Origin of the sequence: Arthrobacter sp. NA-172 (assembly GCF_043952055.1) — a bacterium.
Lineage (GTDB): Bacteria > Actinomycetota > Actinomycetes > Actinomycetales > Micrococcaceae > Arthrobacter.
The window spans coordinates 1745089-1771065 of the sequence record NZ_JBINOT010000001.1 but is presented as its reverse complement, the minus strand read 5'-3'; the positions used below and the strand labels follow the sequence as shown (position 1 = coordinate 1771065).

At 63.6% G+C, this 25977-nt stretch carries 16 protein-coding genes, 1 tRNA gene and 3 pseudogenes; 11 read left to right on the top strand and 9 right to left on the bottom strand.

Features of this window, described 5'->3' with window-relative positions; all coding sequences use genetic code 11:
* The first annotated feature begins 1 nt into the window (after position 1).
* Positions 2–2870 (top strand): annotated as a pseudogene (locus tag ACF0H6_RS08790) (molybdopterin-dependent oxidoreductase).
* Here the strand turns inward: ACF0H6_RS08790 and nboR are convergent.
* Positions 2867–3526 (bottom strand): nicotine blue oxidoreductase, encoded by a 660-nt coding sequence (gene nboR / locus ACF0H6_RS08785; RefSeq protein ID WP_395249261.1) that lies wholly within the window; start codon positions 3524–3526, stop codon positions 2867–2869. The pseudogene ACF0H6_RS08790 and the gene nboR overlap by 4 nt on opposite strands.
* Positions 3527–3726: 200 nt before the next feature.
* Between nboR and ACF0H6_RS08780 the strand changes: the two genes are divergently transcribed.
* Positions 3727–3921 (top strand): YegP family protein, encoded by a 195-nt coding sequence (locus ACF0H6_RS08780; RefSeq protein ID WP_395249260.1) that lies wholly within the window; start codon positions 3727–3729, stop codon positions 3919–3921.
* A 182-nt stretch (positions 3922–4103) separates the two neighbouring features.
* The gene (locus tag ACF0H6_RS08775) at positions 4104–5393 is read left to right on the top strand and encodes an ISL3 family transposase (RefSeq protein ID WP_395247984.1); all 1290 of its coding nucleotides are present in this window, start codon (positions 4104–4106) and stop codon (positions 5391–5393) included.
* Between the two features lie 46 nt (positions 5394–5439).
* On the opposite strand, the gene aceE is transcribed toward ACF0H6_RS08775, so the two are convergent.
* On the bottom strand, positions 5440–8196 hold the full coding sequence (gene aceE / locus ACF0H6_RS08770) for a pyruvate dehydrogenase (acetyl-transferring), homodimeric type (RefSeq protein WP_395249259.1): 2757 nt from the start codon (positions 8194–8196) through the stop codon (positions 5440–5442).
* Between the two features lie 342 nt (positions 8197–8538).
* Between aceE and ACF0H6_RS08765 the strand changes: the two genes are divergently transcribed.
* The 5 genes from ACF0H6_RS08765 to ACF0H6_RS08745 all read left to right on the top strand — a co-directional run bounded on the left by ACF0H6_RS08765 (position 8539) and on the right by ACF0H6_RS08745 (position 14508).
* Positions 8539–10107 (top strand): NCS1 family nucleobase:cation symporter-1, encoded by a 1569-nt coding sequence (locus tag ACF0H6_RS08765; RefSeq protein WP_395249913.1) that lies wholly within the window; start codon positions 8539–8541, stop codon positions 10105–10107.
* Between the two features lie 16 nt (positions 10108–10123).
* Positions 10124–10891 carry an aspartate/glutamate racemase family protein gene (locus ACF0H6_RS08760; protein ID WP_395249258.1) on the top strand — a complete coding sequence of 256 codons (768 nt, stop codon included), beginning with the start codon at positions 10124–10126 and terminating at the stop codon, positions 10889–10891.
* Positions 10892–10907: 16 nt separating this feature from the next.
* Positions 10908–11672 (top strand): SDR family oxidoreductase, encoded by a 765-nt coding sequence (locus ACF0H6_RS08755; protein WP_395249257.1) that lies wholly within the window; start codon positions 10908–10910, stop codon positions 11670–11672.
* Positions 11673–11815: 143 nt separating this feature from the next.
* Positions 11816–12820 (top strand): endonuclease domain-containing protein, encoded by a 1005-nt coding sequence (locus ACF0H6_RS08750; protein WP_395249256.1) that lies wholly within the window; start codon positions 11816–11818, stop codon positions 12818–12820.
* A 197-nt stretch (positions 12821–13017) separates the two neighbouring features.
* The gene (locus ACF0H6_RS08745; protein WP_395249255.1) at positions 13018–14508 is read left to right on the top strand and encodes a cation:dicarboxylate symporter family transporter; all 1491 of its coding nucleotides are present in this window, start codon (positions 13018–13020) and stop codon (positions 14506–14508) included.
* Between the two features lie 56 nt (positions 14509–14564).
* Here the strand turns inward: ACF0H6_RS08745 and ACF0H6_RS08740 are convergent, their stop codons facing one another.
* Genes ACF0H6_RS08740 through ACF0H6_RS08730 form a run of 3 tightly spaced genes read right to left on the bottom strand, consistent with a single transcriptional unit; the run spans position 14565 to position 17622 of the window.
* Positions 14565–14978 carry a sterol carrier family protein gene (locus tag ACF0H6_RS08740; RefSeq protein WP_395249254.1) on the bottom strand — a complete coding sequence of 138 codons (414 nt, stop codon included), beginning with the start codon at positions 14976–14978 and terminating at the stop codon, positions 14565–14567.
* 13 nt (positions 14979–14991) lie between these two features.
* Positions 14992–16008: an asparaginase gene (locus ACF0H6_RS08735; protein ID WP_395249253.1), complete on the bottom strand. Its 1017-nt coding sequence runs from the start codon at positions 16006–16008 to the stop codon at positions 14992–14994.
* A 36-nt stretch (positions 16009–16044) separates the two neighbouring features.
* A complete protein-coding gene (locus ACF0H6_RS08730; RefSeq protein WP_395249252.1) occupies positions 16045–17622 on the bottom strand; it encodes a molybdopterin-dependent oxidoreductase in 1578 nt (525 codons plus the stop codon).
* 222 nt (positions 17623–17844) lie between these two features.
* Between ACF0H6_RS08730 and purD the strand changes: the two are divergent.
* Both purD and ACF0H6_RS08720 read left to right on the top strand, forming a co-directional pair.
* Positions 17845–19154 (top strand): annotated as a pseudogene (gene purD / locus ACF0H6_RS08725) (phosphoribosylamine--glycine ligase).
* Between the two features lie 3 nt (positions 19155–19157).
* On the top strand, positions 19158–20093 hold the full coding sequence (locus ACF0H6_RS08720) for a phosphoribosylaminoimidazolesuccinocarboxamide synthase (protein WP_395249251.1): 936 nt from the start codon (positions 19158–19160) through the stop codon (positions 20091–20093).
* 30 nt (positions 20094–20123) lie between these two features.
* Here ACF0H6_RS08720 and ACF0H6_RS08715 read toward each other — a convergent pair.
* A pseudogene (locus ACF0H6_RS08715) lies at positions 20124–21410 on the bottom strand (helix-turn-helix domain-containing protein).
* Between the two features lie 138 nt (positions 21411–21548).
* Here ACF0H6_RS08715 and ACF0H6_RS08710 point away from each other — a divergent pair.
* Complete coding sequence (locus ACF0H6_RS08710) at positions 21549–21809, top strand: hypothetical protein (protein ID WP_395249250.1); 261 nt, start codon at positions 21549–21551, stop codon at positions 21807–21809.
* A gap of 288 nt (positions 21810–22097) precedes the next feature.
* On the opposite strand, the gene ACF0H6_RS08705 is transcribed toward ACF0H6_RS08710, so the two are convergent.
* The 3 genes from ACF0H6_RS08705 to ACF0H6_RS08695 all read right to left on the bottom strand — a co-directional run bounded on the left by ACF0H6_RS08705 (position 22098) and on the right by ACF0H6_RS08695 (position 25891).
* Positions 22098–22174: transfer RNA gene (locus tag ACF0H6_RS08705), tRNA-Pro, on the bottom strand.
* A 73-nt stretch (positions 22175–22247) separates the two neighbouring features.
* A complete protein-coding gene (locus tag ACF0H6_RS08700; protein WP_395249249.1) occupies positions 22248–24065 on the bottom strand; it encodes an ABC transporter ATP-binding protein in 1818 nt (605 codons plus the stop codon).
* Complete coding sequence (locus tag ACF0H6_RS08695) at positions 24062–25891, bottom strand: ABC transporter ATP-binding protein (RefSeq protein WP_395249248.1); 1830 nt, start codon at positions 25889–25891, stop codon at positions 24062–24064. The genes ACF0H6_RS08700 and ACF0H6_RS08695 overlap by 4 nt, the downstream gene beginning before the upstream one ends.
* Between the last annotated feature and the right edge of the window lie 86 nt (positions 25892–25977).

Genomic DNA, 25977 nt, shown 5'->3' with positions numbered 1-25977 from the left:
CATGGCAATTGAGATCAACGGAACCGCCACCGAGGCCACACCCCGGCCAGGCCAGTGCCTGCGGACATTCCTGCGGGAACAAGGCAACTTCGGCGTCAAGAAAGGGTGCGACGGCGGCGACTGCGGCGCCTGCACCGTCCACGTCGACGGCAAACCCGTGCACAGCTGCATCTACCCTGCGGTCCGCGCCGAGGGGCACTCGGTGACGACAATCGAAGGCCTGTCCAGTGTCGAAGGCCTCTCCAGCGGAGGAGAACTCCATCCGGTGCAGCAGCAGTTCCTGAAACACCAGGGTTTCCAATGCGGCTTCTGCACGGCAGGCATGATGATGACCGCCGCCACCTTCGACGAGGAACAGAAAGCCAACCTGCCCCGTAACCTCAAAGGGAACCTGTGCCGCTGCACAGGCTACCGGTCCATTGCGGACGCTGTGTGCGGGAGCCACGAACATGGGCCCGGGTCTTCAGACGCCGGTGTTGCAGCCAACGGATCGGCAGCCAACGGCGTGGCAGTAGGGTCCAACGCGGGCCAGCTCGGTGACAACGTCCCGGCCCCGGCGGGCCACGCCGTCGTGACCGGGACTGCCCGCTACACCCTCGACGTACCTGCGGAGCAGCTCCCAGCGACTGCTGCACTTGAAGCTGTTGCGCTCGCCGCATGCGCACGCCCGGATTGTCTCGATTGATACGAGCGCGGCCTTCGAGGTACCTGGCGTCGTCGCCGTCTTCACGCACGAGGACGCCCCGGCCCAGCTGTTCTCCACGGCCCAGCACGAGCTTTATACCGATGACCCCGACGACACCCGGGTCCTCGACGACGTGGTGCGTTTCATCGGCCAGCGGGTTGCCGCCGTCGTCGCCGAATCGGTGGGCGCTGCGGAAGCCGGGGCCCGCGCGCTCGAGGTGGAGTACCAGCTTCTTGACGCGGTCTTTTCGCCGCAGGACGCGTTGCTGCCCGGCGCGCCCGCGATCCACGGTGAGAAAGACGGGGAAATTGCCCGGATTTCCCGTCCGGAGAACAACGTCGTGGCGGAGCTTCACTCCGAGCTAGGGAGCGTGGAGACCGGTTTCGCGGCAGCTGATTTCATCCATGAGAACACGTACCAAACCCAGCGGGTCCAGCACGTCGCGATGGAAACGCATGCTTCCATCGCGTGGTTGGAGCCGTCCGAGAAGCCGGGGGAGGACCGCTTGGTGGTTCGCTCCTCGAGCCAAGTTCCGTTCCTGGCACGCCGCACCCTGGCACGTGTCTTTGACCTTCCCGAAGAGCGCGTCCGCGTGGTGGCCGGCCGGGTGGGAGGCGGCTTCGGCGGCAAACAGGAAGTGCTCACCGAGGACCTCGTGGCCATGGCGGCCCTCAAGCTGCGGAGGCCGGTGCAGCTTGAATTCACCCGCACCGAGCAGTTCACGGCAACCACCACCCGCCATCCGTTCACCATCAAGATCAAGGCCGGGGCCAGCCGCGACGGTCACCTGACCGCGTTGCACCTGGACGTCGTCACCAACACGGGAGCATACGGAAACCACGCGCCCGGGGTGATGTTCCATGGTTGTGGCGAATCCTTGGCCGTCTACAAATGCGACAACAAAAAGGTGGACGCCCAGGCCGTCTACACCAACACGGTTCCCGCAGGTGCCTTCCGCGGCTACGGGCTGAGCCAGATGATCTTCGCTATTGAATCCGCGGTGGACGAGCTCGCCATCGGAATCGGCATGGATCCCCTGGAGTTCCGCCTCAAGAACATGGTCCGGCCGGGTGACCACATGCTCTCGACGAACCCTGAACCGGAAGAGGACGTTTTCTACGGAAGCTACGGCCTGGACCAGTGTGTCGTTTTGGTCAGGGATGCCCTGGACCGGGGTGGGGAACGGTACCGGAACGCCGGTCTCGACGATCTGGGCCCGGAGTGGGTCACCGGCGTCGGCGCCGCGCTGTCCATGATCGACACCGTCCCGCCGCGCGGTCACTTCGCCCACACGCGCCTGAGGCTCCTTCCGGACGGCACGTTCGACGCCGCCGTCGGGACCGCCGAATTCGGCAACGGCACCACTACGGTGCACGCCCAACTGGCCGCTACCGCCCTCTCCACGACGGCTTCGCGGGTGGCGGTGCGCCAATCCGACACGGACCTCGTGGAGCACGATACCGGCGCGTTCGGCTCCGCAGGCACAGTGGTGGCCGGGCAAGCTACCTTGCTCGCGGCGCAGGATCTCGCGCTCCGGATCCTTGGTGTGGCTGCAGCGTACGCCGGCGTGCCGGAGGCAGATTGCGTGCTCGAAGCCGCTGCGGTGCGCTGCAGCTTTGGCGGAACAGACCGGCTGATTACGCTCAGCGAGGTGTACGACGCCGCGCAGCAGCAGGGCGTGGACCTCGCCACCGAGGGGCGTTGGGGCGGGACCCCGCGTTCGGTCGCCTTCAACGTTCACGGTTTCCGGGTGGCCGTGAATACCGGTACGGGGGAGCTGCGGATCCTGCAGAGCGTCCAGGCCGCGGATGCCGGCGTCGTGGTCAATCCCCGGCAGTGCCGCGGGCAGGTGGAAGGCGGAATTGCCCAGGCGCTGGGTGTCGCGCTGTATGAGGAAGTCCGCGTGAACGACGCCGGCAAGGTCACCACCGACATCCTCCGGCAGTACCACATCCCTTCCTTCGCAGACGTGCCCCGCAGCGAGGTGTACTTCGCGAAAACGAACGACCAAATGGGGCCGCTCGGTGCGAAGTCCATGAGCGAGAGCCCGTTCAACCCAGTGGCGCCCGCCCTGGCCAACGCCATCCGGAACGCTACCGGCGTGCGGTTCCCGGCGCTCCCCATCTCGCGGGACAAGATCTACTTGGCGCTGAAGGACGCCGCCAAGGTTCCCGTGTCCCCCTAATGCCCGGGTGGCTGGTCCCTCAGAAGGTGCAGTTGCTCCTTGGTGTCCAGATCTGATCCGGCGGCCAGGTCGCTGCAGTCGATGACATCCACCAGCCCGGGGTGCGCTTTGAGGAAGCGGCGCGCTCCGGCGTCGCCCGCGGCGGACTCGGCGACGTCGGCACGGAGCGTAGCGTCGATGATCAAGGGGTGGCCGCGCCGGCGTTTTGTTGTGTGGCCACCCTCGACGACGGCCTCCAATAGCCCGGCTTCCGGGTATCCCGCTGCCGTCACACGGCCGGCTTGGTGCGCGGCAAGGAGCCTGGCGACGACGCCGGGGGTCAACCCGGGCTGGTCCACCAATGCCATCAAAACGTTGTGCCCGGGTGCAGCCGCAGCGACCCCTGTCCGGAACGAACTGGCCATACCCGATGCCCACTCCGGGTTGTCCACCACAAGATAGTCGTCCAAGTCCGTCGCGCCGCGGACATCCCCGGCGCCGGCACCGAGCACCACCACCACCTCGCGGCATCCGCCGTCGAGCAGTGTCTTGGCGAGCACTTCCACCAAGGTGCGGCCGCGGAACGGCAACAGGGCCTTGGGCCCGAGGCCCAGGCGAGTCCCTGCGCCGCCGGCCAACAGCACGCCAGTGGTGGGAACTGGGCTGGAAGTTTTCATGCATTCACCATATCCACTGGTTTTTCCAAGCTTTCCTTGTAGGTCTTGCACTATTTTTAGGTCTACCGAAAAAGGTTGAATATTACCCACGGGTAGGCCTTCTGGCAGGCTCCCATGGCCGATATTCTCTTAGGGACTTCACGAGAGTCAGTGGTCATCGAAGAGGGTGCAAAGACGCATCCGCGGTGGAAAGAGGTTTTATGTCTGGCATTTTCGAAATCCTGACAGCAGGGGAGCAATCCTTTCGATTCCGATTGAAGGCCGATGATGGAACCGTCGTGGCGGTGTCGCCCAAGTTCCCGGATATTGCGGCCCTCGTGGCCGGAATCAACGCAGTCAGGGAGAATGCCGCCACAGGATTCGTGGTGGATCACCGCTCGCTAGGAGCGCAATAACAAATCGGCGGTAGTGCTCATGGAGCACTACCGCCGATTGTTTTTTGCGGAGACCTGCCGGGCTTAGCGGCTCTCCGTGGTTCGTGGTGAAACGGATTCCGTGTCTTGAAAGCTGAAGGGCTCGTAGCCCTGCTGTGATGGATGTTCTCTACGCATTCATCAAGAGTCAGGAGCTACGAGCCTTGATCGAGCCTACTTCCCCGCGCCCCGATGCTGCCACCGCCCTCTTCAATCTGCCCGACTACCGCGTCACCGATACCGAGATCCTCGCATTCGGACAGCGACGGGTCCGCATCGAAGCCACCGCCGAGGCCGGCTGCCCGTCTTGTGGCGTCATCAGCACCCGCGTGCATTCACGCCGGCCCCAACGTGTGCGCGACATCCCTGTCGCCGGCCCGGTCGAAGTGATCTGGTCCAAGCGGAGATTCTTCTGCGATGAGTATCTGTGCCCGCGCAGGACATTCGCCGAGGAGACCGCCCAGGTGCCGCGCCGCGCACGGTCCACCCGCCGGCTTCGCGACGCCCTCGTGGCCGCCGTCATCGGATCCGGAAGGGCCGCCGCGGAAGCGGCCTCCTCGTTCGGCGTCTCATGGTGGCTGGTCCAGCGAGCCCTGGACTCCGCGGCGCTGACACTGCCTGACGTGGATGTCCTCGCGCCACGAATGCTCGGCATCGATGAACACCGCTACCGGTCGGTGCGGTTCTTCCGCGATCCCGAAACGAACGCCTGGAAACGGTACGAACCCTGGATGACCACCATTGTCGATCTGGACACCGGACAAGTGCTCGGGATCGTGGACGGCCGCGACAGCGAAGGCGTCGGAGACTGGCTGTTCGCCCGGCCGCTTCAGTGGCGCATGGGCGTGCAGGTCGTCGCGATCGACCCGTCGGCGGCATTCCGCAAGGCCCTACGGATGTGGCTCCCGCGCACCGCCGTCTCGGTCGACGCGTTCCACCTGGTCAAGCTCGGCAACGACATGCTCACCGAAGTCCGGCAACGACTCACCCAGCAGGTCCGTGGCCGGCGGGGACGCTCCATCGATCCGGTCTGGGCCAACCGGCGGCTGCTCCTGCGCGGCGGCGACACGCTCTCAGACCGGGCACGGAACAAGCTCAGCACCGTGTTCGCCACCGACGACGCCACCGGGAAGCTACAGGCTGCCTGGCTGGTCAAAGAGCAGCTCCGGACGCTGCTCGCCACCGGGTCTCTTGCCGACGCGGCCACCGCGAAAGCCCACCTGCAGAATCTGGTCGAACGAGCCGCGCAGCCGGAAACGAACCGGCTCTGGCGCACGATCTGCCGATGGTGGAAAGAAATCGAAGTCCTCATCGTCACCGGTGCGACCACGGCGAAAGTAGAAGCAAACAACACAGCCATCAAACACATCAAACGGACAGGCCGGGGATTCACCAACCCACGCAACTACAAAACGCGTATCCTGTTGCGCAGTGCCGCCAGAACAGCGGCATGAACATCCATCACGGCAGAACAATCACCACGAACCGTGAAGAGCCGGCTTAGCTGTCGCCTCCAGCCCCGCCGGTGGTGCCGGCGGTAACGTCCAGCAGCTTGTAGCGGTCAATGGCGTACGACGGCGCACTCGGGTCTACCTCGCCCCTCGCCGCGAGGAGTTGGAGGGCTTTCGCGACGACGGAGTGGGTGTCGTTTTTGAAGAAGCGCCGTGCGGCTTGGCGGGTGTCGGAGAATCCGAAGCCGTCGGCGCCGAGGGAGGCGAATTCGTTGGGGATGAATTGGCGGATCTGGTCCGGGACGGCCTTCATGTAGTCGGTGACGGCGATGACCGGTCCGGTGGCGCCGGCGAGTTGCCGGGCGACGAAGGGGGTCCGGGGTTCTTCGCCGGGGTTCAGGAAGGCGTGTTCTTCGGCGGCGAGTCCGTCGCGTCGGAGTTCGTTCCAGGAAGTCACGGACCAGACGTCGGCGGAGACGCCCCAGTCCTGGGCCAGGATGCGCTGGGCTTCCAGTGCCCAGGGGACGGAGACGCCGGAGGCGAGGATCTGAGCCCGTGGTCGCTTATCGTCCAGGCCAGCTGGCTCGGCCGGGTTCAGCAGGTAGATGCCCTTCAGCACCCCGTTGACATCGAGGTTCTCCGGTTCCGCGGGCTGGGTGATGGGTTCGTTGTAGACCGTGAGGTAGTACATGAGGTTGCGGTCTTCGGAGTCCGGCCCGTACATGCGCTCGATGCCGTCGCGCATGATGTGGCCCATTTCGTAGCCGTAGGCGGGGTCGTAGGTGCGGACCGCGGGGTTGGTGGAGGCGAGCAGGGGGGAGTGGCCGTCGGCGTGTTGGAGCCCTTCGCCGGTGAGGGTGGTCCGTCCTGCGGTGGCTCCGATGATGAAGCCGCGGGTCATCTGGTCCGCGGCGGCCCAGAAGGAGTCTCCGGTGCGTTGGAAGCCGAACATGGAGTAGAACACGTAGATCGGCACGAGGGGTTCGCCGTGGGTGGCGTAGGCGGTGCCGGCGGCGGTGAAGGCCGCGACGGCGCCGGCTTCGTTGATGCCGGGGTGGATGAGTTGTCCCAGGGGGGATTCCTTGTAGGCCAGGACGAGGTCCCGGTCCACGGAGAGGTAGTTCTGGCCCTTGGGGTTGTAGATCTTCGCGGTGGGGAAGAACGCGTCCATGCCGAAGGTGCGGGATTCATCCGGCACGATGGGAACAATCCGGTGGCCGAACTTCTTGTCGCGGAGCAGGTCCTTCAGGAGTCTCACGAAGGCCATGGTGGTGGCGGCCTGCTGCTTGCCCGTACCCCGCTTGGCGACGTCAAAGGTCTTTGCTTCGGGAAGCTCAACCGGGGCGTGGTTGGCACGCCGCTCGGGGACCGATCCTCCCAACGCCGCCCGGCGTTCAAGGAGATAGGCGATCTCGGGTGCGTCGGTGCCGGGGTGGTAGTACGGAGGGCTGTAAAGATCCTCCTCCAGGCGGGCGTCAGAAATAGGAATCCTGAGGTAATCCCTGAATTCCTTGAGGTCTGCCATGGTGAGTTTCTTCATCTGGTGGGTCGCGTTGCGGCCCTCGAAGTGGGGTCCGAGTCCGTAGCCCTTGACGGTCTTGGCCAGGATCACGGTGGGTTTGCCCTTGAACTCGGTCGCTGCCTTGTACGCGGCGTAGACCTTGCGGTAGTCGTGTCCGCCGCGTTTGAGGCCCCAGATCTGGTCATCGGAGAGGTCCGCGACCATGTCCTTGGTGGCCGGGGTCTTCCCGAAGAAGTGTTCGCGGACGAACCCGCCGGATTCGGCCTTGTAGGTCTGGTAGTCGCCGTCGACGGTTTCGTTCATGATGTTCACCAGGGACCCGTCGGTGTCCTTGGCCAGGAGGTCATCCCATTCCCGGCCCCAGACGACCTTGATCACGTTCCAGCCCGCGCCGCGGAAGAACGCTTCGAGTTCCTGCATGATCTTCCCGTTGCCCCGGACCGGGCCGTCCAGGCGCTGGAGGTTGCAGTTGATCACGAAGTTCAGGTTGTCCAGGTTCTCGTTCGCGGCGAGCTGGAGCAGGCCGCGGGACTCGGGCTCGTCCATTTCCCCGTCGCCCAGGAACGCCCAGACCTGCTGGCCCGAGGTGTCTTTCAGGCCCCGGTCCTGCAGGTAGCGGTTGGACTGGGCCTGGTAGATCGCGTTCATCGGCCCGATGCCCATGGACACGGTCGGGAATTCCCAGAACGAGGGCATCAGGCGCGGGTGCGGGTAGGACGAGAGCGCGTGGCCTTCCTTGGACTTTTCCTGCCGGAACCCGTCCAGGTCCTCCTCGGACAGCCGGCCTTCCATGAACGCCCTGGCGTACATGCCCGGGGACGCGTGTCCCTGGAAGAACACCTGGTCCCCGCCCGTGGGGTGGTCCTTGCCGCGGAAGAAGTGGTTGAAGCCGACCTCGTACAGGGTCGCGGCCCCGGCATAGGTCGAGATGTGCCCGCCCACCCCGATATCGGACCGCTGCGCCCGGTGGACCATCACGGCCGCGTTCCAGCGCATGTACGCCCGGTACCGGCGCTCGAACTCCTCGTTGCCAGGGAACTCCGGTTCCTGGTCCGCCGGGATCGTGTTCACGTAATCGGTGGTCGTCACCATCGGCACCCCCACCGACTGGGACCCCGCCCGCTGAAGCAGGCTGCGCATGATGAACTGCGCCCGCTCCGTGCCCTGCTCCCTGATCAACGCATCCAAAGACTCAACCCACTCGGCAGTCTCTTCCGGATCACGATCAGGCAGCTGGGAAGTCAACCCGCTAAGGATGTGTGAGGTCTCTTCTCCTGCAGCCACGTCCAACCTCTCTTCATTGAATGTCTGGGCGCTTGCACTGTAGTGCGCGCTGAAACGTGTATAGAAATTTCGTATTGTGAGAATAAAATTCTGTAATTCGAGATTAGCTACACGTTCGCTGAGCGTCAATCCGACGCCGCAGAGGCTAGTGCCACGCAGGGCCGCAGAGCCCCAGCGTGCCGATTGTGACCCTGGTCGAGGGGTGCGCCCTTGACGCAAAGGTGACGTAGCTCATACAGTTATTTCACTATTCAATAACTAGATTCCGCGATGTGAAAATACTTCACAACCTCTCAATCGTATGGAGCCTAGTTGAGCCCCACAAAGAAGTGGAGATCCACGATGCAATCGACTCCCCCAGTCGGCGTCACCACGGCTCCGGAGCAGACCACGCTGCCACACAGTTCGGTACATCCGTCAGCGGGAAATGAAACCCTCTGCGATGTAGCGTCCCAGGCAGCAGGACGCACCATCAGCCCCAGCCTCTACAACCTGGACCTCGCGCCCACCAAGAAAGAGGGAAGGCGCTGGACCAGTTACAGCATCTTCACCCTCTGGGCCAACGACGTTCACAGCCTTGGCAACTACGCGTTCGCCATTGGCCTCTTCTCGCTTGGCCTGGGCGGGTGGCAAATCCTCGTGGCCCTTGGCATCGGCGCGGTCTTGCTGTTCACGCTCTTGACCTTCTCCGGATTCATGGGCCAGAAGACCGGCGTCCCTTTCCCCGTGATGAGCCGGATCAGTTTCGGCATCCGCGGCGCCCAGTTGGCCAGCCTGATCCGCGGGGCTGTAGCCGTTGCCTGGTTCGGGATCCAGACCTACCTCGCCTCCGTGGTACTTCGCGTCATGCTGGTCGCGATGGTCCCCGGGCTGAAGGATATGGATTCCAACTCGATCCTTGGCCTGTCCACCCTTGGCTGGATCGCCTTCGTTTCGCTCTGGATTATCCAGCTGGTCATTGTCAGCTTCGGCATGGAAATGATCCGCAAGTACGAGGCCTTCGCGGGCCCCATCATTCTCGCCACCATGCTTGCCCTCGCAATCTGGGTTTTCACGGAGGCTGGCGGAGCCATTCAGTGGTCCGGCATCAAGGGCCTCGAAGGAGGGGAAATGTGGCGCACCATCTTTGCAGGCGGCGCGCTTTGGGTCTCCATCTACGGCACCTTCGTGCTGAACTTCTGCGACTTCACCCGTTCCTCAGTGACCAAGAAGTCGATTGTTCGCGGCAACTTCTGGGGCATCCCCATCAACATGCTGATGTTCGGCGCAATCGTGGTTATTCTGGCCGGCGGACAGTACAAGATCAACGGCAAGATCATCGAAAGCCCCTCGGACATCGTGCAGAGCATCCCCAACACGCTCTTCCTCGTCTTGGCTTGCCTTGCACTGCTGATCCTGACCATCGCTGTGAACCTCATGGCCAACTTCGTCGCACCGGTCTATGCCCTGACCAACCTCTTCCCCAAGCACCTGAACTTCCGCAAGGCAGCCTGGGTCAGCGGAACCATCGGCCTCATCATCCTGCCGTGGAACCTCTACAACAACCCCTTGGTGATCGAGTACTTCCTGGGCGGACTCGGCGCGCTGCTTGGCCCGCTGTTCGGCGTCGTGATGGCCGATTACTGGCTCCTGCGCCGCGGCAAAGTCAACGTCCTTGACCTTTATACGGACAATCCCTCAGGAACCTACTTCTACAAGCGCGGCGTCAACCCCCGGGCGATCACCGCCCTGGTTCCTGCCGCCGTCGTCGCTATCCTGATCGCGTTCATTCCCGCACTGGGGGCCGTGGCGCCGTTCGCCTGGTTCTTTGGTGCCGGCCTCGGAGCGCTGTGCTACTACCTCCTTGCAGACAAGAAGCAGCAGCACAGCGACGTCTCCGGCGAGCCGATCGCCGTCGTCAGCAACCACTAACACCCAGGAAGAACCCATGCGCATCCTTGTCGCAAACGTCAACACCACCCAATCCATGACGGATTCCATCGCAGCCCAGGCGCGAAGCATTGCCGCTCCCGGCACCGAAATCATCGGCATCACCCCGCGGTTCGGCGCCGATTCCTGCGAAGGGAACTTTGAAAGCTACCTTGCCGCCATCGCCGTCATGGACGCCGTGGTCAACTATCCCGAACCGTTCGACGCCGTCATCCAGGCCGGCTACGGCGAGCACGGCCGCGAAGGCCTCCAGGAACTCCTCGACGTCCCGGTGGTGGACATCACCGAGGCCGCAGCCAGCACCGCGATGTTCCTCGGCCACAAATACTCGGTGGTCACCACCTTGGATCGCGCCGTTCCGCTCATCGAGGACCGCCTCAAGCTCGCCGGTCTGGACGAGCGATGCGCTTCCGTCCGCGCGAGCGGCATGGCCGTCCTGGAACTGGAGGAATACCCGGACCGGGCGGTCGAAGCCATTGTGGAACAGGCCGAACGCGCCGTTCGCGACGACAAAGCCGAAGTGATCGTCCTCGGCTGCGGCGGCATGGCAGGACTCGACGAACAAATCCGCCAACGCTGCGGGGTCCCCGTGGTGGATGGAGTGGCGGCCGCTGTGACAATCGCCGAGTCGCTCGTCCGTATGGGCCTGTCCACGTCCAAAGTTCGAACCTATGCCGCGCCGCGTCCCAAGACCGTCATAGGCTGGCCCCTGACCATGAAGGACTCGACCACAGCGGCCGCGCCCACAGCGGACGTTGCACACTAACCAGCAGGAGAACCGCGTGAGCGAACCCATCCCCACCCAGCTTCGGGTCGCCGTCGTCACCGGAGCTGGTTCCGGGATTGGGCGGGCAGTTGCCCGGCTTCTCCTGCAGGACGGTTACCGCGTTGCCCTCGCCGGACGGCGGGAAGCGCAGCTTCTGGAAACCGCTGATGGTCACCCCGAGGCGCTTGTGGTGCCGTGCGATGTAACAGCGCCCGACGACGTCGCGCGCCTTTTCGCGGCGGCCCGCCAGCGCTGGGGGAGAGTTGATGTCCTGTTCAACAATGCGGGGATCTTCGGTCCTTCCGGCGGCGTGGACGAAATCAGTGTGGCCGATTGGAATGCCACGCTGGAGGTGAACGTGACCGGCTCCATGCTGTGCGCGGCCGAGGCTGTGCGGACCATGAAGGCGCAGGAACCGAAAGGTGGGCGCATCATCAACAACGGCTCCATTTCGGCACATTCGCCGCGGCCATTGTCCGTTGCGTACACCGTGAGCAAGCACGCCATGAGCGGCCTGACTAAGAGCATTGAGTTGGACGGGCGTCCGTTTGGCATCACCTGCGGGCAGATCGACATTGGAAATACCCGCACGGAGATCATGGACACCATCGGCGTGGGCTCCGGCGCGCTCCAGGCCGATGGCAGCCGGCGTGTGGAACCCATGTTTCCCGTTGAGGACGCCGCCCGCGCCGTGCTCATGATGGCCAACATGCCGGCGTCGGCGAATGTCGGTTCCGTGGTGGTGACTGCGGCCGGGATGCCGTTCGTAGGCCGCGGCTAGCCCCCGGAGTTTGTGTACAGCTCGTGTCCCTTAAAACCCTTCTTAAGGGACACAAGCTGTACACAAACTTGGCCCCGGAGAAGCCAGCCTGTGGATAACCGATTTTGGGATCTGGATTTGTGCCTCAATAGGGCATGCGCAAAATGTCCGAACTTCCCAGGGGGCTGTCCAAGCATGCGTTCGAGGTTGAGGCGGCGGTGGAGCTCGGTGTGCCTGCAAAGCGGCTGCGCGCCCGTGACCTGGTATGTCCAAGCCGGGGGCTTCGTGTCCCCAGCGGACGGGTCCAGTCCATCCTGGATCTGGCGCGCCCCCATCTTTCGCTCCATGAGGGTGACTTTGTGAGCCATGTCAGTTCGGCCGAGATCCACGGCGTTCCCCTGCCGCCGTGGGCGGAGTTCAGGCCCGACGACGGCGGCCCGGTGACCGCCGTCGTCGAACCCGTCCCGTGGGGACCCAAAAGCGGTCCGCATTTCCGCGAACCTGGGCGGTTCCTGCACCTTTCCCGGCACCGACACCTCTCCCTCCCGCGTCGCAAAGGCGTGGCGGGGCATCGGCTCAAGATCCGCGATGGTGACCTGATGGAGTTGCATGGCGTGGTGCTGACATCGGTGGCGCGGACGTGGGTGGACTTGGCCACGATGCTGCCGATGGACGACCTCATCGTGGCTGGTGACGCGATTGTCAGCGAGCATGCCCGCACCTTTGGACCGCCTCGGATTGCCATGGTGACGCTGGCGGAGCTGCACGAGTTCGTGGCCAAGGCCAATGGTGTCCACGGCGTGCGCAAGGCTCGTCTCGCCTTGGAGCGTTTACGTGTGGGCGTCGACTCGCCGCCCGAGACCACGCTCCGGTTGGTCCTTGACGACGCCGGGTTGCCTGAGTTCACGCCGAATTTCCCTGTACCCGACGTCCTGGGCAAGCCGGTTTGGACGGATCTGGGATGCCCCGCGTACCGGACCTGCCTGGAATACGAAGGGCTTCATCACCTTTCACCGGAGCAGCAGGCCTTGGATGCGTACCGGGACCAGCGCATCTCCGAAGCAGGTTGGCGGCAAGTCAAGATCAACAAGCTCGATATGAAGCGCGGGCCGGACTGGGTTGTTGCCCGGGTATCGCAGGCGCTGCGGAAGCAGGGTTGGTTCCGTTGATTTTGTGTACACCTCATGTCCCTTATGGCGGCCCTAAGGGGACACAAGCTGTACACAAACTCAGAGGGGCTGGCGAAGGATTCTCAAAAGTTCCACATTGTGAAATTTGAATCTCCCCTTGTGGAATCGTGTGAGCGGGATTACATTGAATTCATCCCCGAAATCAGGGGCAGTTCCCAAATGATTGGTTCAGATCAATGAAGATCCCAGACTCTGCGGCGCTGAAGGCGAGTTCGGCCCCGCGGAAGAAGAAGCCTCTGTACAGGTCGCTCTTCTTCCAAATTCTGATCGCCGTCGTCGCAGGTGTACTCATCGGCCATTTTTGGCCGAATATCGGGTCCGCCCTCCGGCCACTGGGCGATGGTTTTATTCAACTCATCAAGATGATCATCGCTCCGCTGATCTTCCTCGTGATCGTCACGGGAATCTCGGCAGTGGGCGACGTCAAGGCGGTCGGAAGGGTCGGGGTCAAGGCACTCTTGTACTTCACCGGCGCCACTCTTTTCGCCCTGGTTTTCGGCCTGATCGTCGGAAACCTGGTCCAGCCCGGTGCCGGACTGCATATCGATCCCAGCACGCTGTCTCAGGACGCGTTGAATGCCAAGACAGGGACCACGCCGCCTAAGGACGCAGCTTCCTTCCTTTTGGACATCATCCCGACGTCGGTGATCGGGGCGTTCGCGAACAACAGCCTGCTCCAGGTGCTCTTCTTCTCGGTGTTCTTTGGTGCGGCTATCGTCGTCATCGGGCGTCAACGTTGCCTCCCGGTGATCAACCTCATGGAAACCGTCCTGGAACTGATCTTCAAGATCATGTCCTGGATCATGAAGGTGGCGCCCATCGGTGCGTTTGGCGCCATGGCGTTCATCATCGGCCAATATGGACTCGACACGCTGGGCACTTATGCGCTTCTGATCGCGTGCTGCTACGGGGCAGCCATCGTCTTTATCGGCCTGCTGTTCGTGGTGGCCTGGAGCTTCGCACGGGTGCCGCTCTGGCAGTTCCTGAAGTACACCCGTGAGGAATTCCTCCTGGCGCTAGGCACGGCCTCCACCGAGGCGGTCATGCCACGCATCATGACCAAGCTGACCAACGCAGGCTGCTCGCGCGCCACCACCGGACTGGTGGTCCCCACGGGCTACTCCTTCAACCTCGACGGCGCCGCGATCTACCTTTCGATCTCGCTGCTGTTCCTGTCCCAAGCCTTCGGCCACCACCTTGATCTCGGCCAGCAGCTCGCGGCTCTCGGTGTCCTGCTCCTGACCTCCAAGGGCATGGCCGGCGTCCCGGGTTCCTCGTTCCTTGCGCTCTCCGCCACCGCGGCTGCCCTGGGGATCTTCCCTGTTGCCGGCGTCGCCCTGCTGCTGGGCGCCGACCGCTTGATGGACTCCATGCGTGTTGTGGTCAACCTTCTCGGCAACTGCGTGGCGACCTTCATCGTCGCAAAGTGGGAAGGCCAGTTCGATCGGGACGTCATGGTTCGCGCCTTCAATGGCGAAATTACCAACGAGGACTCCGCGATCATGCTCGGGGCCGAGGAAGCCTTCGAAGAGCAGGAAATCGAGCGACTCAGCGAAGGCCGTGAGCCATCGCCCAAGTTCCGCGGCGGCCCGACGTCGGATGAGATCCCGCAGTTCGAGATGAGCAAGCCGGGCCAACATAGGAGCCCGTCGGTCAGTCCCGACTAAGCGCCCTTCGTAGTTTGTGTACAGCTGATGCCCCTTAAGACGACTCTTAAGGGGCATCAGCTGTACACAAACTCGTTAAGCGGGAGTAGCTCCGACAAGTCGGCGCGGAGTCCCGAGGCGGCTACCCGGCCTGCGTCGACGGCGGCTGTCCACGTCAAGCGGCCGGTCACCATCTCGAGCCAGGTGGCGGCGTCGCACTCGACGACGTTAGGCGGCGTGCCGCGCGTGTGGCGGGGGCCCTCGACGCACTGGGTGACGCCGAAGGGCGGCACCCGAACCTCCACGGAGTTGCCGGGGGCGCGGGCAGTGAGCTCCTCGAGCGAGTAGCGCACCGCGGTTGCCAACATAGTGCGCGACGGCGGTGTCCCCGGCCCGGCTTCCTGCCCGGTTTTCTGCCCATTGGCATCCTGCCACGCTGCGAGTGCCGCACGGCCTTCTGCGACGTCGATCCGGCGTCGTGCTACTGCCATTCCCGGCGCCCCGTCAGTCCAGCATTGCTGAGACGGCGTGGCCAAGGCGGATCCTGCCGACGGCGTGGCCGCCGCCGAGGACGGGTTCCACGACCTTTTCGAGCACGCTGGAGACACCGGGAATATCCACCGCGCCTGCAACAGCGAGAAGCGTCAGCCCGACGAGGGTTGCCGCGCGGGGGTTCCCGTCCAGGATCTTCACCGCGACCGAGGCGCCCGCGGGGGTCGCCAGGACAAGGACACCTTCCGCGCCACCCTTGGCAAGCACTTCGAGTTCGTCCATGACAATGGTGTTCGCTTCCCCGCGACCCTGCACTGCCCACGGGTAGTCCAGCATGGACGTGGCGATGGTTGCTGCGCGGGCGTTCGAGCTCTGGTCCCGGGGTGCTTGGGCCAAACGCGAATAAGCCCGCGCCAAACCAGTGAGGGAAAGCGCTGCCACCGGCGCACCGCAGCCGTCAATGCCCAGGTGGGCGATCTGCTCGCCGCTGTATTCTTCGATCACTGACCGCACGCGCTGCTGCAGGGGATGGTTCGGTTCCAGGTAACTGTGCGTGTCCCAACCGTTTTCGGTGCAGGCCCAAAGAAACGCAGCGTGCTTTCCTGAACAGGTGAAGGCGAGCTTGGACTTGCCGTGCTCCGAGCGGATCAACCAATTGCGGGCAACTTCGTCTTGTGGCCACGCCGCCGGGCATTGCAGCTGATCTTCCCTGACGCCAGCTGCCTTGAGCATGCCTTCCACCACGTCCATGTGGTCAAGCGAGCCCACATGGCTGGCGCAGGCCAAGGCTACCTGGGCGCCACGCAGGGGAACGCCGGACTGCATCGACGCCAGGGCTTGGAAAGGCTTGAGCGCCGAGCGGGCATAGATGGGGGTGGTGATGTCGCCGAGCTGGGTCACCACGGAGCCGTCGCTGGAGAGGACGACGGCGGATCCGATATGTCTCGATTCGATGAATCCGCTGCGTTCAATCACTGCCAATTCGACGGCGGACTCAACGCTGAAGGTTTCATGCGAACTCAAGGGCATGATTCAAGTCTAGGGTGCATGAACCGTCTTCCCCGGCTACTCCACGGTCACCATGACGGACTGCCATCCCGCGGCGCCATCCGGGACAGGATCCGCCCGCTTGTCGGTCTGAAGCGCGCCGGTTCCGTCGGTGGCGCGGACCTTGATGTAGTGCGGTCCCGGGGTGGCGTCCCAATTGAAGGACCACTGCCGCCATGTGATCACGGAGGCCTCTGCAGCAAGGGTTGCTTCGGCCCACGCATTATTGTCGATCTGGACTTCAACCTTGGTGATGCCGCGGGTCTGGGCCCACGCCGTGCCACCCAAGGCGACCCGTCCAGCAGGAACTTTCGCGAAGGACTTGGGAACTTCCAGGCGCGCCATGGTCTTGATGGGACCCCGCTCGGACCAGCCTCGGGTGGTCCAATATGCCTTGTTGTCCGCGAACCGCGTGACTTCCAGGTCCACTACCCACTTGGTTGCGGAGACGAAACCGTAGAGCCCGGGAACCACCATGCGCACCGGGTAACCGTGTTCCAGCGGCAGGGGTTCGCCATTCATGCCGATTGCAAGGATGGCATCCCGGCCATCCTGGAGAACCTCCAACGGGGTAGAAGCGCTGAAACCGTCGATCGAAGTGGACAGGACCATGTCCGCTCCGGGTTTCGGACGGGCTTGTTTGAGTGCGTCGCGGAGGGGCATTCCCAGCCATTTGGCGTTGCCGGCCAGGTTTCCGCCCACGGGGTTGGACACGCAGGTGAGCGACACATGGGTTTCGATCAATTGGGCGTCGAGCAGGTCTTGGAACGTCAGCCGGACCTCTTGTTCCACCATCCCGTGGATCCGCAGTTCCCAATCTTGAGCGTTGATCTCGGGAACACTGAGTGCAGTGTCAATCCTGTAGAAGTCCTTGGTCGGAGTGAGCCAAGGAGTGACGCCCGGCGTCGGGGACTGGACTCCGGCTGGAATCGGAGCTGCCGCCCGGGCCGGAGCGGGGAGTTTCAAAGAATCCCGCGCCTTGGCCACATTGCTGCGTGCGGCGCTCAGGAACCGACCGCCGCCGGCTGCAATGGCCGCCGCGGCAAGGGAGATGCCTGTAGCGGCGAAGAATGTCCGGCGGGTGGTCGCGGGACGCTCGAGGCCTTTGGCGGCGGTGTCGGTAGGGGCGTCAGGGAAGGACTTGAGCCGCCACAACTTTTTGACCAGAAAGCGCAGCACCACCAGGCCCGCCAACGTGCCGATCAGGCTCGGTATCGCGTCGAACGGCTTGACGCTGGCCCTGGTCACCACTGCTGCCACGATCACCGCGCCCATGGCGAGAACGCCCAAGACGCCCAGCGCCCACTTGCGGTAGGCCACAATGCCCAGCACGCAGGCGAGCAAGAAGATGGTCAGTCCCATGCCCACGAACAGCGCGGCCTTGTCATTGGTGCCGAACGTCTCTACAGCGAAGTTCTTCATCCACAGCGGCGTGAAGTCGATGAACGTGGACCCCAGCGCAATCACCGGAGTGGCTCGGGCCGTAAAAAAGGCGCCGATCAGTTCCGCAACGGAAAGTACGACGCCGGCCGCGGCCACCCCGGCCAGTGCAGCCAATGCGGTGGGCCCCTTGAGCCAGTTCATGAGCTTCTTCATGCAGGTTGTTCGTAGCGGCAGCACCCCGGGATGGGTTGGACATGCCCCTCGTTGGTGCTCAGGAGTGGGCATATGGCTGTTATGTCCGGTGCTCGGGGTCAGCAGGGAGCATGCTCCTGGGTGGGGGCGTAACGAAGGGTGGGGGCGTAACGAAGGGTGGGCATGTCCAGTGGAGGACACAGCTTAGGAGTCCGGCACCCGCACAAAGTACCCTTGAAGACTGTGAAGGTACTCGTCATTGGCCCCGGCGGCCGCGAACACGCCATTGTCCGCTCATTGCTTAAAGATCCCAACGTTTCCGAGGTCCATTCGGCTCCGGGAAACGCCGGCATCGCCAAGCTGGTCCCCACGTACGCGATTGACGGCAACGACCCCGCCGCCGTCGCAGCGCTTGCGACAAAGTTGGCGGTCGACCTGGTTGTGGTCGGCCCTGAGGCCCCCCTCGCGGCGGGCGTTTCCGACGCCGTCCGGGAAACCGGCATTCCAGTCTTTGGTCCCAGCAAGGCCGCCGCGCAGCTCGAAGCTTCCAAGGCATTCGCCAAGGAAGTCATGGCCGAGGCCGGTGTCCCCACTGCGATGGCCCGTGTCGCAACAAACGCAGCCGAAGCCGCTGACGCGCTGGACACTTTCGGCGCCCCGCACGTCGTCAAGGATGACGGACTGGCCGCCGGCAAGGGTGTGGTTGTCACCAACGATCGCGACGAAGCCCTCGCCCATGCACAGACGTGCTTCGACGCCGGCGGAACGGTAGTGATCGAGGAGTTCCTTGACGGACCCGAGGTCTCCCTGTTTGTCCTGTGCGACGGCCGCACCACTGTACCGCTGTCCCCGGCACAGGACTTCAAGCGCATTTTCGACAACGATGAAGGCCCCAACACCGGCGGCATGGGCGCATACACTCCGCTCGACTGGGCACCCGAGGGTCTGGTCCAGGAAGTCATCGACCGGGTGGCCCAGCCCACCGTGGACGAGATGGCTAGCCGTGGCACCCCGTTCGTCGGTGTCCTGTACTGCGGCTTGGCCTTGACCTCCCGTGGCACGCGCGTCATCGAATTCAACGCCCGCTTCGGCGATCCCGAAACCCAGGCCGTCCTGGCCCGCCTCAAGACCCCGCTCGGAGCCCTCATGCTGGCAGCTGCCAAGGGCGAACTGGACCAGGCCGAAGAGCTGCGCTGGTCCAGGGAGTCGGCTGTCGCCGTCGTCGTTGCCGCCGAAAACTACCCGGACACGCCCCGCCAGGGGACCGCATCCGCGGCCTGAACAAGGTGGACGCCCTCGAAGGCGTCCACGTCATTCATGCCGGCACCAAACTGGACGACGAGGGCAGGATTATTTCCGCCGGCGGCCGGGTGCTGGCCGTTGTGGCGCTGGGGACCGACCTCGTGGAGGCGCGCGAGCGCGCTTACGACGGCGTTGAGCTGGTCCAGCTCGACGGCGGACAGTTCCGTACCGATATCGCCGGCAAAGCTGCGCGCGGGGAGATCCACGTGGTTTCCCCAGCCACCGGTGCCATCCCGAATGTGAAGGCTTGAACCATGCCTGAAAGCAACGCAAACGGCCTGCAGACCGAAACCCTCGACCTTCCGGGGTGGAAGCACATCTACTCCGGCAAGGTTCGCGATCTCTACGTTCCCGCCGATGATTTCACCGGCGATGAAGCCGCCCAGGACCGCGTCCTAGTGGTGGCCAGCGATCGCATCAGCGCCTACGACCAGGTCCTGAGCAGCGAGATTCCCGACAAGGGCCGGGTCCTCACGCAGCTCAGCCTGTGGTGGTTCGAGCAGCTTGGCGTGGAACACCACGTCCTGGCTTCCACCGCAGCCACGGGAGTGCCGGCCGAAGTCGAAGGCCGCGCGATGATCTGCAAGAGGCTGGAGATGTTCCCCGTGGAATGCATCGCCCGCGGGTATCTCACGGGTTCCGGCCTGGCCGAGTACCGCCAATCAGGCACCGTCTGCGACATTCCGCTGCCCGAGGGGTTGGTGGACGGCTCCCGCCTTGAGCACGCCATCTTCACGCCTTCTGCCAAGGCTGAAGTGGGCGAGCACGACGAGAACATCACCTACGACGACGTCGTAGCTATGGTGGGCGACGATATCGCCGCCCGCTTGAGTGAACTCACGTTGAAGATCTACACGCGCGCGGAAGAGATCGCCCGCGCCCGTGGAATCATCCTTGCCGACACGAAGGTGGAGTTCGGCATCGATACTGCCACCGGTGTCATCACTTTGGGCGACGAGGTCCTGACGCCGGATTCCTCTCGGTTCTGGGACGCTTCCACCTACGAGCCGGGCAAGGCACAGCCCTCGTACGACAAGCAGTTTGTGCGTGACTGGCTGACCTCTGCGGAATCGGGCTGGGACCGCTCAAGCGACACCCCGCCCCCCGCGTTGCCGGCCGACGTCGTCGAGAAGACGCGTTCCCGCTACGTGGAAGCTTACGAGAAGCTGACCGGCCGGACTTTTGTCTAGCTGCAGCGCCTAGGCTGTCCCTCGCGAGTTCTAGCTCGCTCGGGACGACTGCGCACTGCCGCCTGAGCCCGCCGCCGCGCGGCGCTCTGCCAGCCGGATTTCGAGCACGGAGTCCATGGCTTGCTGGACGCGGTCTGCCGCTCCGGCAGCGGTGAAATCGCGTTGCGCTTCTTCGAGATGGATCAAGGCGTCGGAGTTTTCACCGGCGGCTTTGAGCGCCTTGCCAAGGAGGAATGCGACTTCGCCGGCCGTGTGACGGGCCAGGACGTCGCGGTCGGCGTGGATTTCGCGCAACTTGGTAATGGCTGCGGGGATGTCGCCCGTCAGGTAGAGCCAGCGGGCGCGGATGAAGGCAACCTCCAGCTGGTCCGTCCTGTTTCCGCCCACAATGGACAAAGCGAGTTCGGCCCTTTCGATGGCCGAGAGCGTCTCCGGCTCCACGATTCCCGAGGAGAGCCGGACGGCGGCCGATGCCTTGTTGAAGCGGGCCCACAGTTCAATGTCGTTGGCGGGGAGAGCAACTTGGCCGCACGTTCGTGATGCTTGATCCCCTCGATGTAGTCGTGTCGCATGAAGGCTACGTTTCCCACCACCCAGGGCAACCTCGCCTGCGAGCTGGGACATGGAGTGATCGTCCATCTGATCGTTCATGGCCTGGCAGTACTTCCAGGCTTCGTCCAATCTGCCGCTCTCGGCCAGTGCCCCGATGAGCGCCCGGTGTGCACCGATGATCAGGGTGGACCCCTTCGGCAACTGCGCGGAAAGCCTGACGGCTTCCGTGGCATGTTCGACGGCGGTGGCCAACTGGCCCTGGCCGTGGCACACCGCGGCAAGCATCTGCCGCGCGCGGACTCCGAGGCCTGCGGATTCGGTTGCCATGGGATGTTCCAGGAGATGCTGGATGATCTGTTGGCATTCCTTCAAGTGCCCTTGCTTCATGACGCATTCGGCTTGCATGTACGTCATGTTCCACCAGGCGCTGGTGTTCTTTGCTTCAAGTGCGATTTGGGCGGCAGCTGATGCGTGGCTCGCGGCAAGAGGGTAGTCTCTAAGGTCCCAAGCTTGCCGGGCGTACAACCCGGCGAGCACGTATTCGGCGTCACTGACGGACACCGGCTGGCTCCAGGCCTCCAGGGCCTTCGGTGCAAGCTCCAGACGACGGGCGAGCTCCTCAATGACCTCGGCCGTTGGTTCCCGGCGGCCAGTTTCAAGAAGCGAAATGTAGCTGGGTGAGTAAAGGTCCCTGCCTAATTCGGCTTGGGTCAGTCCGCGGTCGAGTCTTTCGGCGCGCAGCTTTTCCCCGAATCCGTTCCCCACGGGTTCCTCCTAGAGGCTGGTCTTTGCGCTGTCTTTAGACCTAAACCTTGACAGCAGCTGTGGAAAACATTTTACAATGAATGTCAACAGGGACCGCGAAATTTCCGTAACGAATCCGACTCGCATTGAGGAAAAAATATGTTGAAGAAGATTGCTGCAGCAGTCGCCTTGGCAGGCGCTCTTGCATTCTCCGCCGCGGCGCCAGCCGTAGTTTCCGCATCCCCTGTGGCAGACACCGTCAGCACGGTGCTCAGCATTGGTAATTGGCCTGACCCGATGAGGGTCTCGCAGGCAATCGGCAACTGGCCGGATCCCATGAGCGTCTCACAGGCAATCGGCAACTGGCCCGACCCGATGAGGGTCTCGCAGGCGATCGGCAACTGGCCTGACCCGGTGTAAGAGGCTCGAAGGCTGCTTCGGAAGGACCGGGAGCTGCCTGATAATTCAAATGAAGTGAAGAATCCCCGGGTGTCCGATATCGACACGCCGGGGATTTCTTTGCCCTGCGATCCGCTTGTGCCGTGATATAGCGTGAATCATTGCACCGGTTGTTAACAACACTTGTCTCTAAACCCTGGGCGAGGCGAGGAAAACCGGGCAATGGAACGTTTTTGCGCTTTTCGGAGATCTTCCAAAAAGTCAGTGTATAAAAATAGAAGACCTTCCGACTGGAAGGCCTTCCATTTTTGGTCGGGATGACAGGATTTGAACCTGCGACCTCTTCGTCCCGAACGAAGCGCGCTACCAAGCTGCGCTACATCCCGATCCGCTGCGAAAGCAACTGTTCAAGAATAGCCGATGGCCGCCCGGATGCGAAATCGAACGCGGGCTCCAGCATCAGACCAGCGAGTCCTTCCAAGCGCCGTGCAAGCTGGCAAAGCGCCCTCCTGCGCTGATGAGTTCAGCCGGCGTGCCGTCCTCCACAATGAGCCCGTCATGCACCACGAGGACACGGTCTGCTGTCTCCACGGTAGAGAGCCTGTGGGCGATGATGATCGCCGTCCGCCCGGAATCCGAACCCGACAAGAGCCTGGACAAGCCAGCTTGGACCAGGCGTTCGGAGGGAATGTCCAATGAAGACGTCGCTTCGTCAAGGATGAGTACTGCAGGGGCCGCGATGAACGCCCGGGCGAATCCGATCAGCTGCCGTTGCCCCGCGGAGACGCGTCCGCCCCGCTTGTTGACGTCGGTATCGTAGCCGTCAGGCAACGCCGAGATGAAGTCGTGTGCACCCACCGCCCTGGCCGCGGTTTCGATCTCAGCACGGGAAGCCTCCGGCCGCCCCAGCGCGATGTTGTCCGCAACCGAGCCGCTGAAGAGGAAGGCCTCCTGGGTGACCATCACGACGGCGCGGCGCAGGTCCTCCGTCGAGAGCTCCCGCAAGTCAACGCCGTCGAGCGTCAAGGACCCTTCGGTGACATCGTAGAAGCGGGCGATCAGCTTGGCGAAGGTTGACTTGCCGGCGCCCGTCTGTCCGACCAGCGCAACCGTCTGCCCGGCAGGAATGTGCAGGTCCAGCTCGGGGACCACCACTTTGCCGTTCCCGTAGCCGAACTCCACACCCCGGAAGTCGATTTCGCCGCGGGCATGGGGCAAAGGCACGGGGTTCTTGGGAGGCCGGACCGTGGGGACTTCTTCGAGCAGGCCGGATACCTTCTCCAGCGCGGCTTGCGCGCTCTGGAACGAGTTGTAGAACATGGCCATCTGGTCGACGGGTTGAAAGAAGCGTTTGGTGGACAGAATCAACGCGAGGAGGACGCCCACTGCCAGGTCTCCCGAGAGCACCCGGAAGCCGCCGAACAGCAGGACCACAGCCACGCACACGTTGCCGATCAGGACCAGGCCCGGTTGGAAGACACCGTTGAGGTTGATGGAGCGAACGGTGACCTTGCGGTAGTCCTCGGACAACCCGGCAAAGTGCTGGGCGTTCTCCGGCTCCTTACGGAATGCCTTGATGGCCCGGATGCCGGTCATGGTTTCCACGAAATGCACGATCAGCCTCGCGGAAACCACCCTGGATTCACGGAAGGCGATCTGGGAGTGCTTCTGGTACCAGCGCGCCAGGAAGTACGCGGGAACGCCTGTGGCGAGCATGAGGAGGCCGCTGCGCCAGTCGAGGGCGAACACAGTAAATGCCGTGAAGAGCATGAACAGGATCCCGGAAGCCAGCGAGCTGACGCCCGAATCGAGCAGTTCGCGCAGCGCCTCAAGGTCCGAGGTTTGCCGGGCAATGATGCGTCCGGACGTGTACTTCTCGTGGAACTCCAGGCTAAGCCGCTGGGTGTGCCTGAAGACCCTCAGCCTTAGGTCAAGGAGCATGGCTTGGCTCAGCTTCGCGGTGGAGGTGACATAGAGGGCCGTCAGCACCGCAGTGGCGATGGCCGCCGTTACATACAGGGCGCCGGCCATGATGACCTGCATGTTGTTCCCGGCCAGCAGTGAGGGAAGCGCGTGGTCGATGCCGAAGGCAATGATCGCGGGCCCAGCCACCCGCGTTGCCTGTGAGAGCACCACCATGCCCAGCGTCAGCCAGAACCTCAGCCGCACGGGGCGGATGAGGGATCCCAGCAACGCGACCGACCGCCGTCGTACTGCTTTGCTGTCGCTCCGGCTCAGGTGGGCATTGTCTTCATTGGCTGTTCCGAAGGTGCTCATCGGCGGCCCTCCCCGGCTTGGTCCATGTGTTGTTCGGAGTCCAGCTCGTGTTCGAGCTCGTCGAGCTCGCGGTCCAGGTCCTTCGGACCGGCGTCGAGGCTGGCGATCACGTAGCGGTAGTGCGCGTTGTTGGCGAGGAGTTCCGTATGGGTCCCGACGGCGGTGATGCGGCCGTTCTGGAGCAGCGCCACGCGGTCTGCCAAGGCCACGGTGGACGGCCGGTGCGCGACGATGAGCGTGGTGGTGTCACGGAGGACTTCGCGCAGCCTGGCCTCGACGAGTTCCTCGGTGTTGACGTCCAGGGCCGAGAGTGGATCGTCGAGGACCAGGACCTTCGGTTTGGCCGCGATGGCCCGGGCAAGCGCGATCCGCTGCCGCTGGCCGCCGGAGAGACTCAGTCCTTCCTCTCCGATGAGGGTCTCGACGCCGTCGGGCAGCGAATACGCGAAGTGCGCCTGCGCGACGTCGAGCGCTTCCTCCAGCGCTTCCTCGGAAGTCTCTGGCGCGCCGAGCAGCACGTTGTCCCGGACCGAGCTGGAGAACAGGGTGGTGTCTTCGAAGGCCACCGCCACAACGGTCCGCAGTTGCTCGACGCTGAAGTCGCGAATATCCACGCCGTCGATGCGCACGGATCCTTCGGTCACGTCGTAGAGGCGGGGGACCAGTTGAAGCAAGGCGCTCTTGCCGCTGCCCGTAATGCCCACGAGGGCCATGGTTTCGCCAGGATTGATGTCCAGGGTGATGTCGTGCAGGAGCCGGGCGCCGTCGTCGAACGCGAAAGCGGCGCCGTTGAAGCTCAAGGCGCCATGCACTTCAGCGGGCGACTTCGGTTCTGCCGGGTCCGTGATGGTATTCGGCGTATCCATGACCTCGAAATGGCGGTCCAGGGCTGTCTTGGCGGTGAGCGCCATGGCTAGGAGCATCCCCGAGAATTCAACCGGTGATGCCACTACCGCCGCGGTCGCGAAGAAGGCCACCAGGGAGCCGATGCTGAGTTCGCCTGTGGACACCAGCAGGATGCCAGCCACGAGGCCGAAGCCCAGCGCCAGCTCCGGCAGCAGCGTGACCACGAGCGTGAACGTGGCCTGGCGCTTGGCCTTGGCAATCTCGGTCTGCCTCAGTTCCTCGGCCTGCTCGTTGAAGTTCTCCAGCGCTTCACGGCTGCGGCCAAACGCCTTGAGCACGCGGATGCCGTGGACTGATTCCTCGACCGTGGTGGCGAGATCGCCGGCTTGGTCCTGGCTGAGCCGCGTGACCAGGCCGAACCGGCGGCGGAAGCGGAACGAATTGACCATGATGGGTACCGCGGCGGCCAGGAAGATCAGGGCCAGTTGCCAGCTCATGGTGAACATTGCGACGACTCCGATCACCACGGTCAGTGTGGTCACCACCAGCATGATGGCGCCGAAGGCCATCCAGCGGCGCAGGAAGTTCAAGTCCGTCATCGCACGGGACAGGAGCTGACCTGAGCCCCAGCGGTCGTGGAATGAGACGGTGAGGTCCTGGAGGTGCCCATAGAGGGAGACCCGCATTTTGGCTTCGACGGTGGTTGCGGGATTGATGACGAACTGGCGCCGCAGCGCCACCAGCCCGGCTTCGGCGACGCCCATGGCCAGAACGACGACGGCGGCAATCCAGACGTCGTTGCTGGCGCCGCCCGGGTGGAGGGAACCGTTGACCAAAACCCGCAGCACCTGTGGAATGGCCAGCGCCATGATGCTCGCCAGCAGTGCGCTGATCAGCCCCATGAAGAGGCGGGGGAGGATCGGTTTAACGTGCGGATAGAGACGTTTGATGGAGGTGAAGAATGAAGTCTGTTTGGCCATGCCCGCTTCTCAACAGCTTTGTCCCGGCGTTCTACTATTTCGGCGTGACGCGCGGAGGTAGTTTCCTATAGCAACTACCCTATGCC

What these genes read in the sequence shown, in the direction of transcription:
- nboR (WP_395249261.1), bottom strand. Translation starts at nt 3,526, where the DNA reads ATGAAAACTTCCAGCCCAGTTCCCACCACTGGCGTGCTGTTGGCCGGC.
- ACF0H6_RS08780 (WP_395249260.1), top strand. Translation starts at nt 3,727, where the DNA reads ATGTCTGGCATTTTCGAAATCCTGACAGCAGGGGAGCAATCCTTTCGA.
- ACF0H6_RS08765 (WP_395249913.1), top strand. Translation starts at nt 8,539, where the DNA reads ATGCAATCGACTCCCCCAGTCGGCGTCACCACGGCTCCGGAGCAGACC.
- ACF0H6_RS08760 (WP_395249258.1), top strand. Translation starts at nt 10,124, where the DNA reads ATGCGCATCCTTGTCGCAAACGTCAACACCACCCAATCCATGACGGAT.
- ACF0H6_RS08750 (WP_395249256.1), top strand. Translation starts at nt 11,816, where the DNA reads ATGTCCGAACTTCCCAGGGGGCTGTCCAAGCATGCGTTCGAGGTTGAG.
- ACF0H6_RS08745 (WP_395249255.1), top strand. Translation starts at nt 13,018, where the DNA reads ATGAAGATCCCAGACTCTGCGGCGCTGAAGGCGAGTTCGGCCCCGCGG.
- ACF0H6_RS08740 (WP_395249254.1), bottom strand. Translation starts at nt 14,978, where the DNA reads ATGGCAGTAGCACGACGCCGGATCGACGTCGCAGAAGGCCGTGCGGCA.
- ACF0H6_RS08735 (WP_395249253.1), bottom strand. Translation starts at nt 16,008, where the DNA reads ATGCCCTTGAGTTCGCATGAAACCTTCAGCGTTGAGTCCGCCGTCGAA.
- ACF0H6_RS08730 (WP_395249252.1), bottom strand. Translation starts at nt 17,622, where the DNA reads ATGAAGAAGCTCATGAACTGGCTCAAGGGGCCCACCGCATTGGCTGCA.
- ACF0H6_RS08720 (WP_395249251.1), top strand. Translation starts at nt 19,158, where the DNA reads ATGCCTGAAAGCAACGCAAACGGCCTGCAGACCGAAACCCTCGACCTT.
- ACF0H6_RS08710 (WP_395249250.1), top strand. Translation starts at nt 21,549, where the DNA reads ATGTTGAAGAAGATTGCTGCAGCAGTCGCCTTGGCAGGCGCTCTTGCA.
- ACF0H6_RS08700 (WP_395249249.1), bottom strand. Translation starts at nt 24,065, where the DNA reads ATGAGCACCTTCGGAACAGCCAATGAAGACAATGCCCACCTGAGCCGG.
- ACF0H6_RS08695 (WP_395249248.1), bottom strand. Translation starts at nt 25,891, where the DNA reads ATGGCCAAACAGACTTCATTCTTCACCTCCATCAAACGTCTCTATCCG.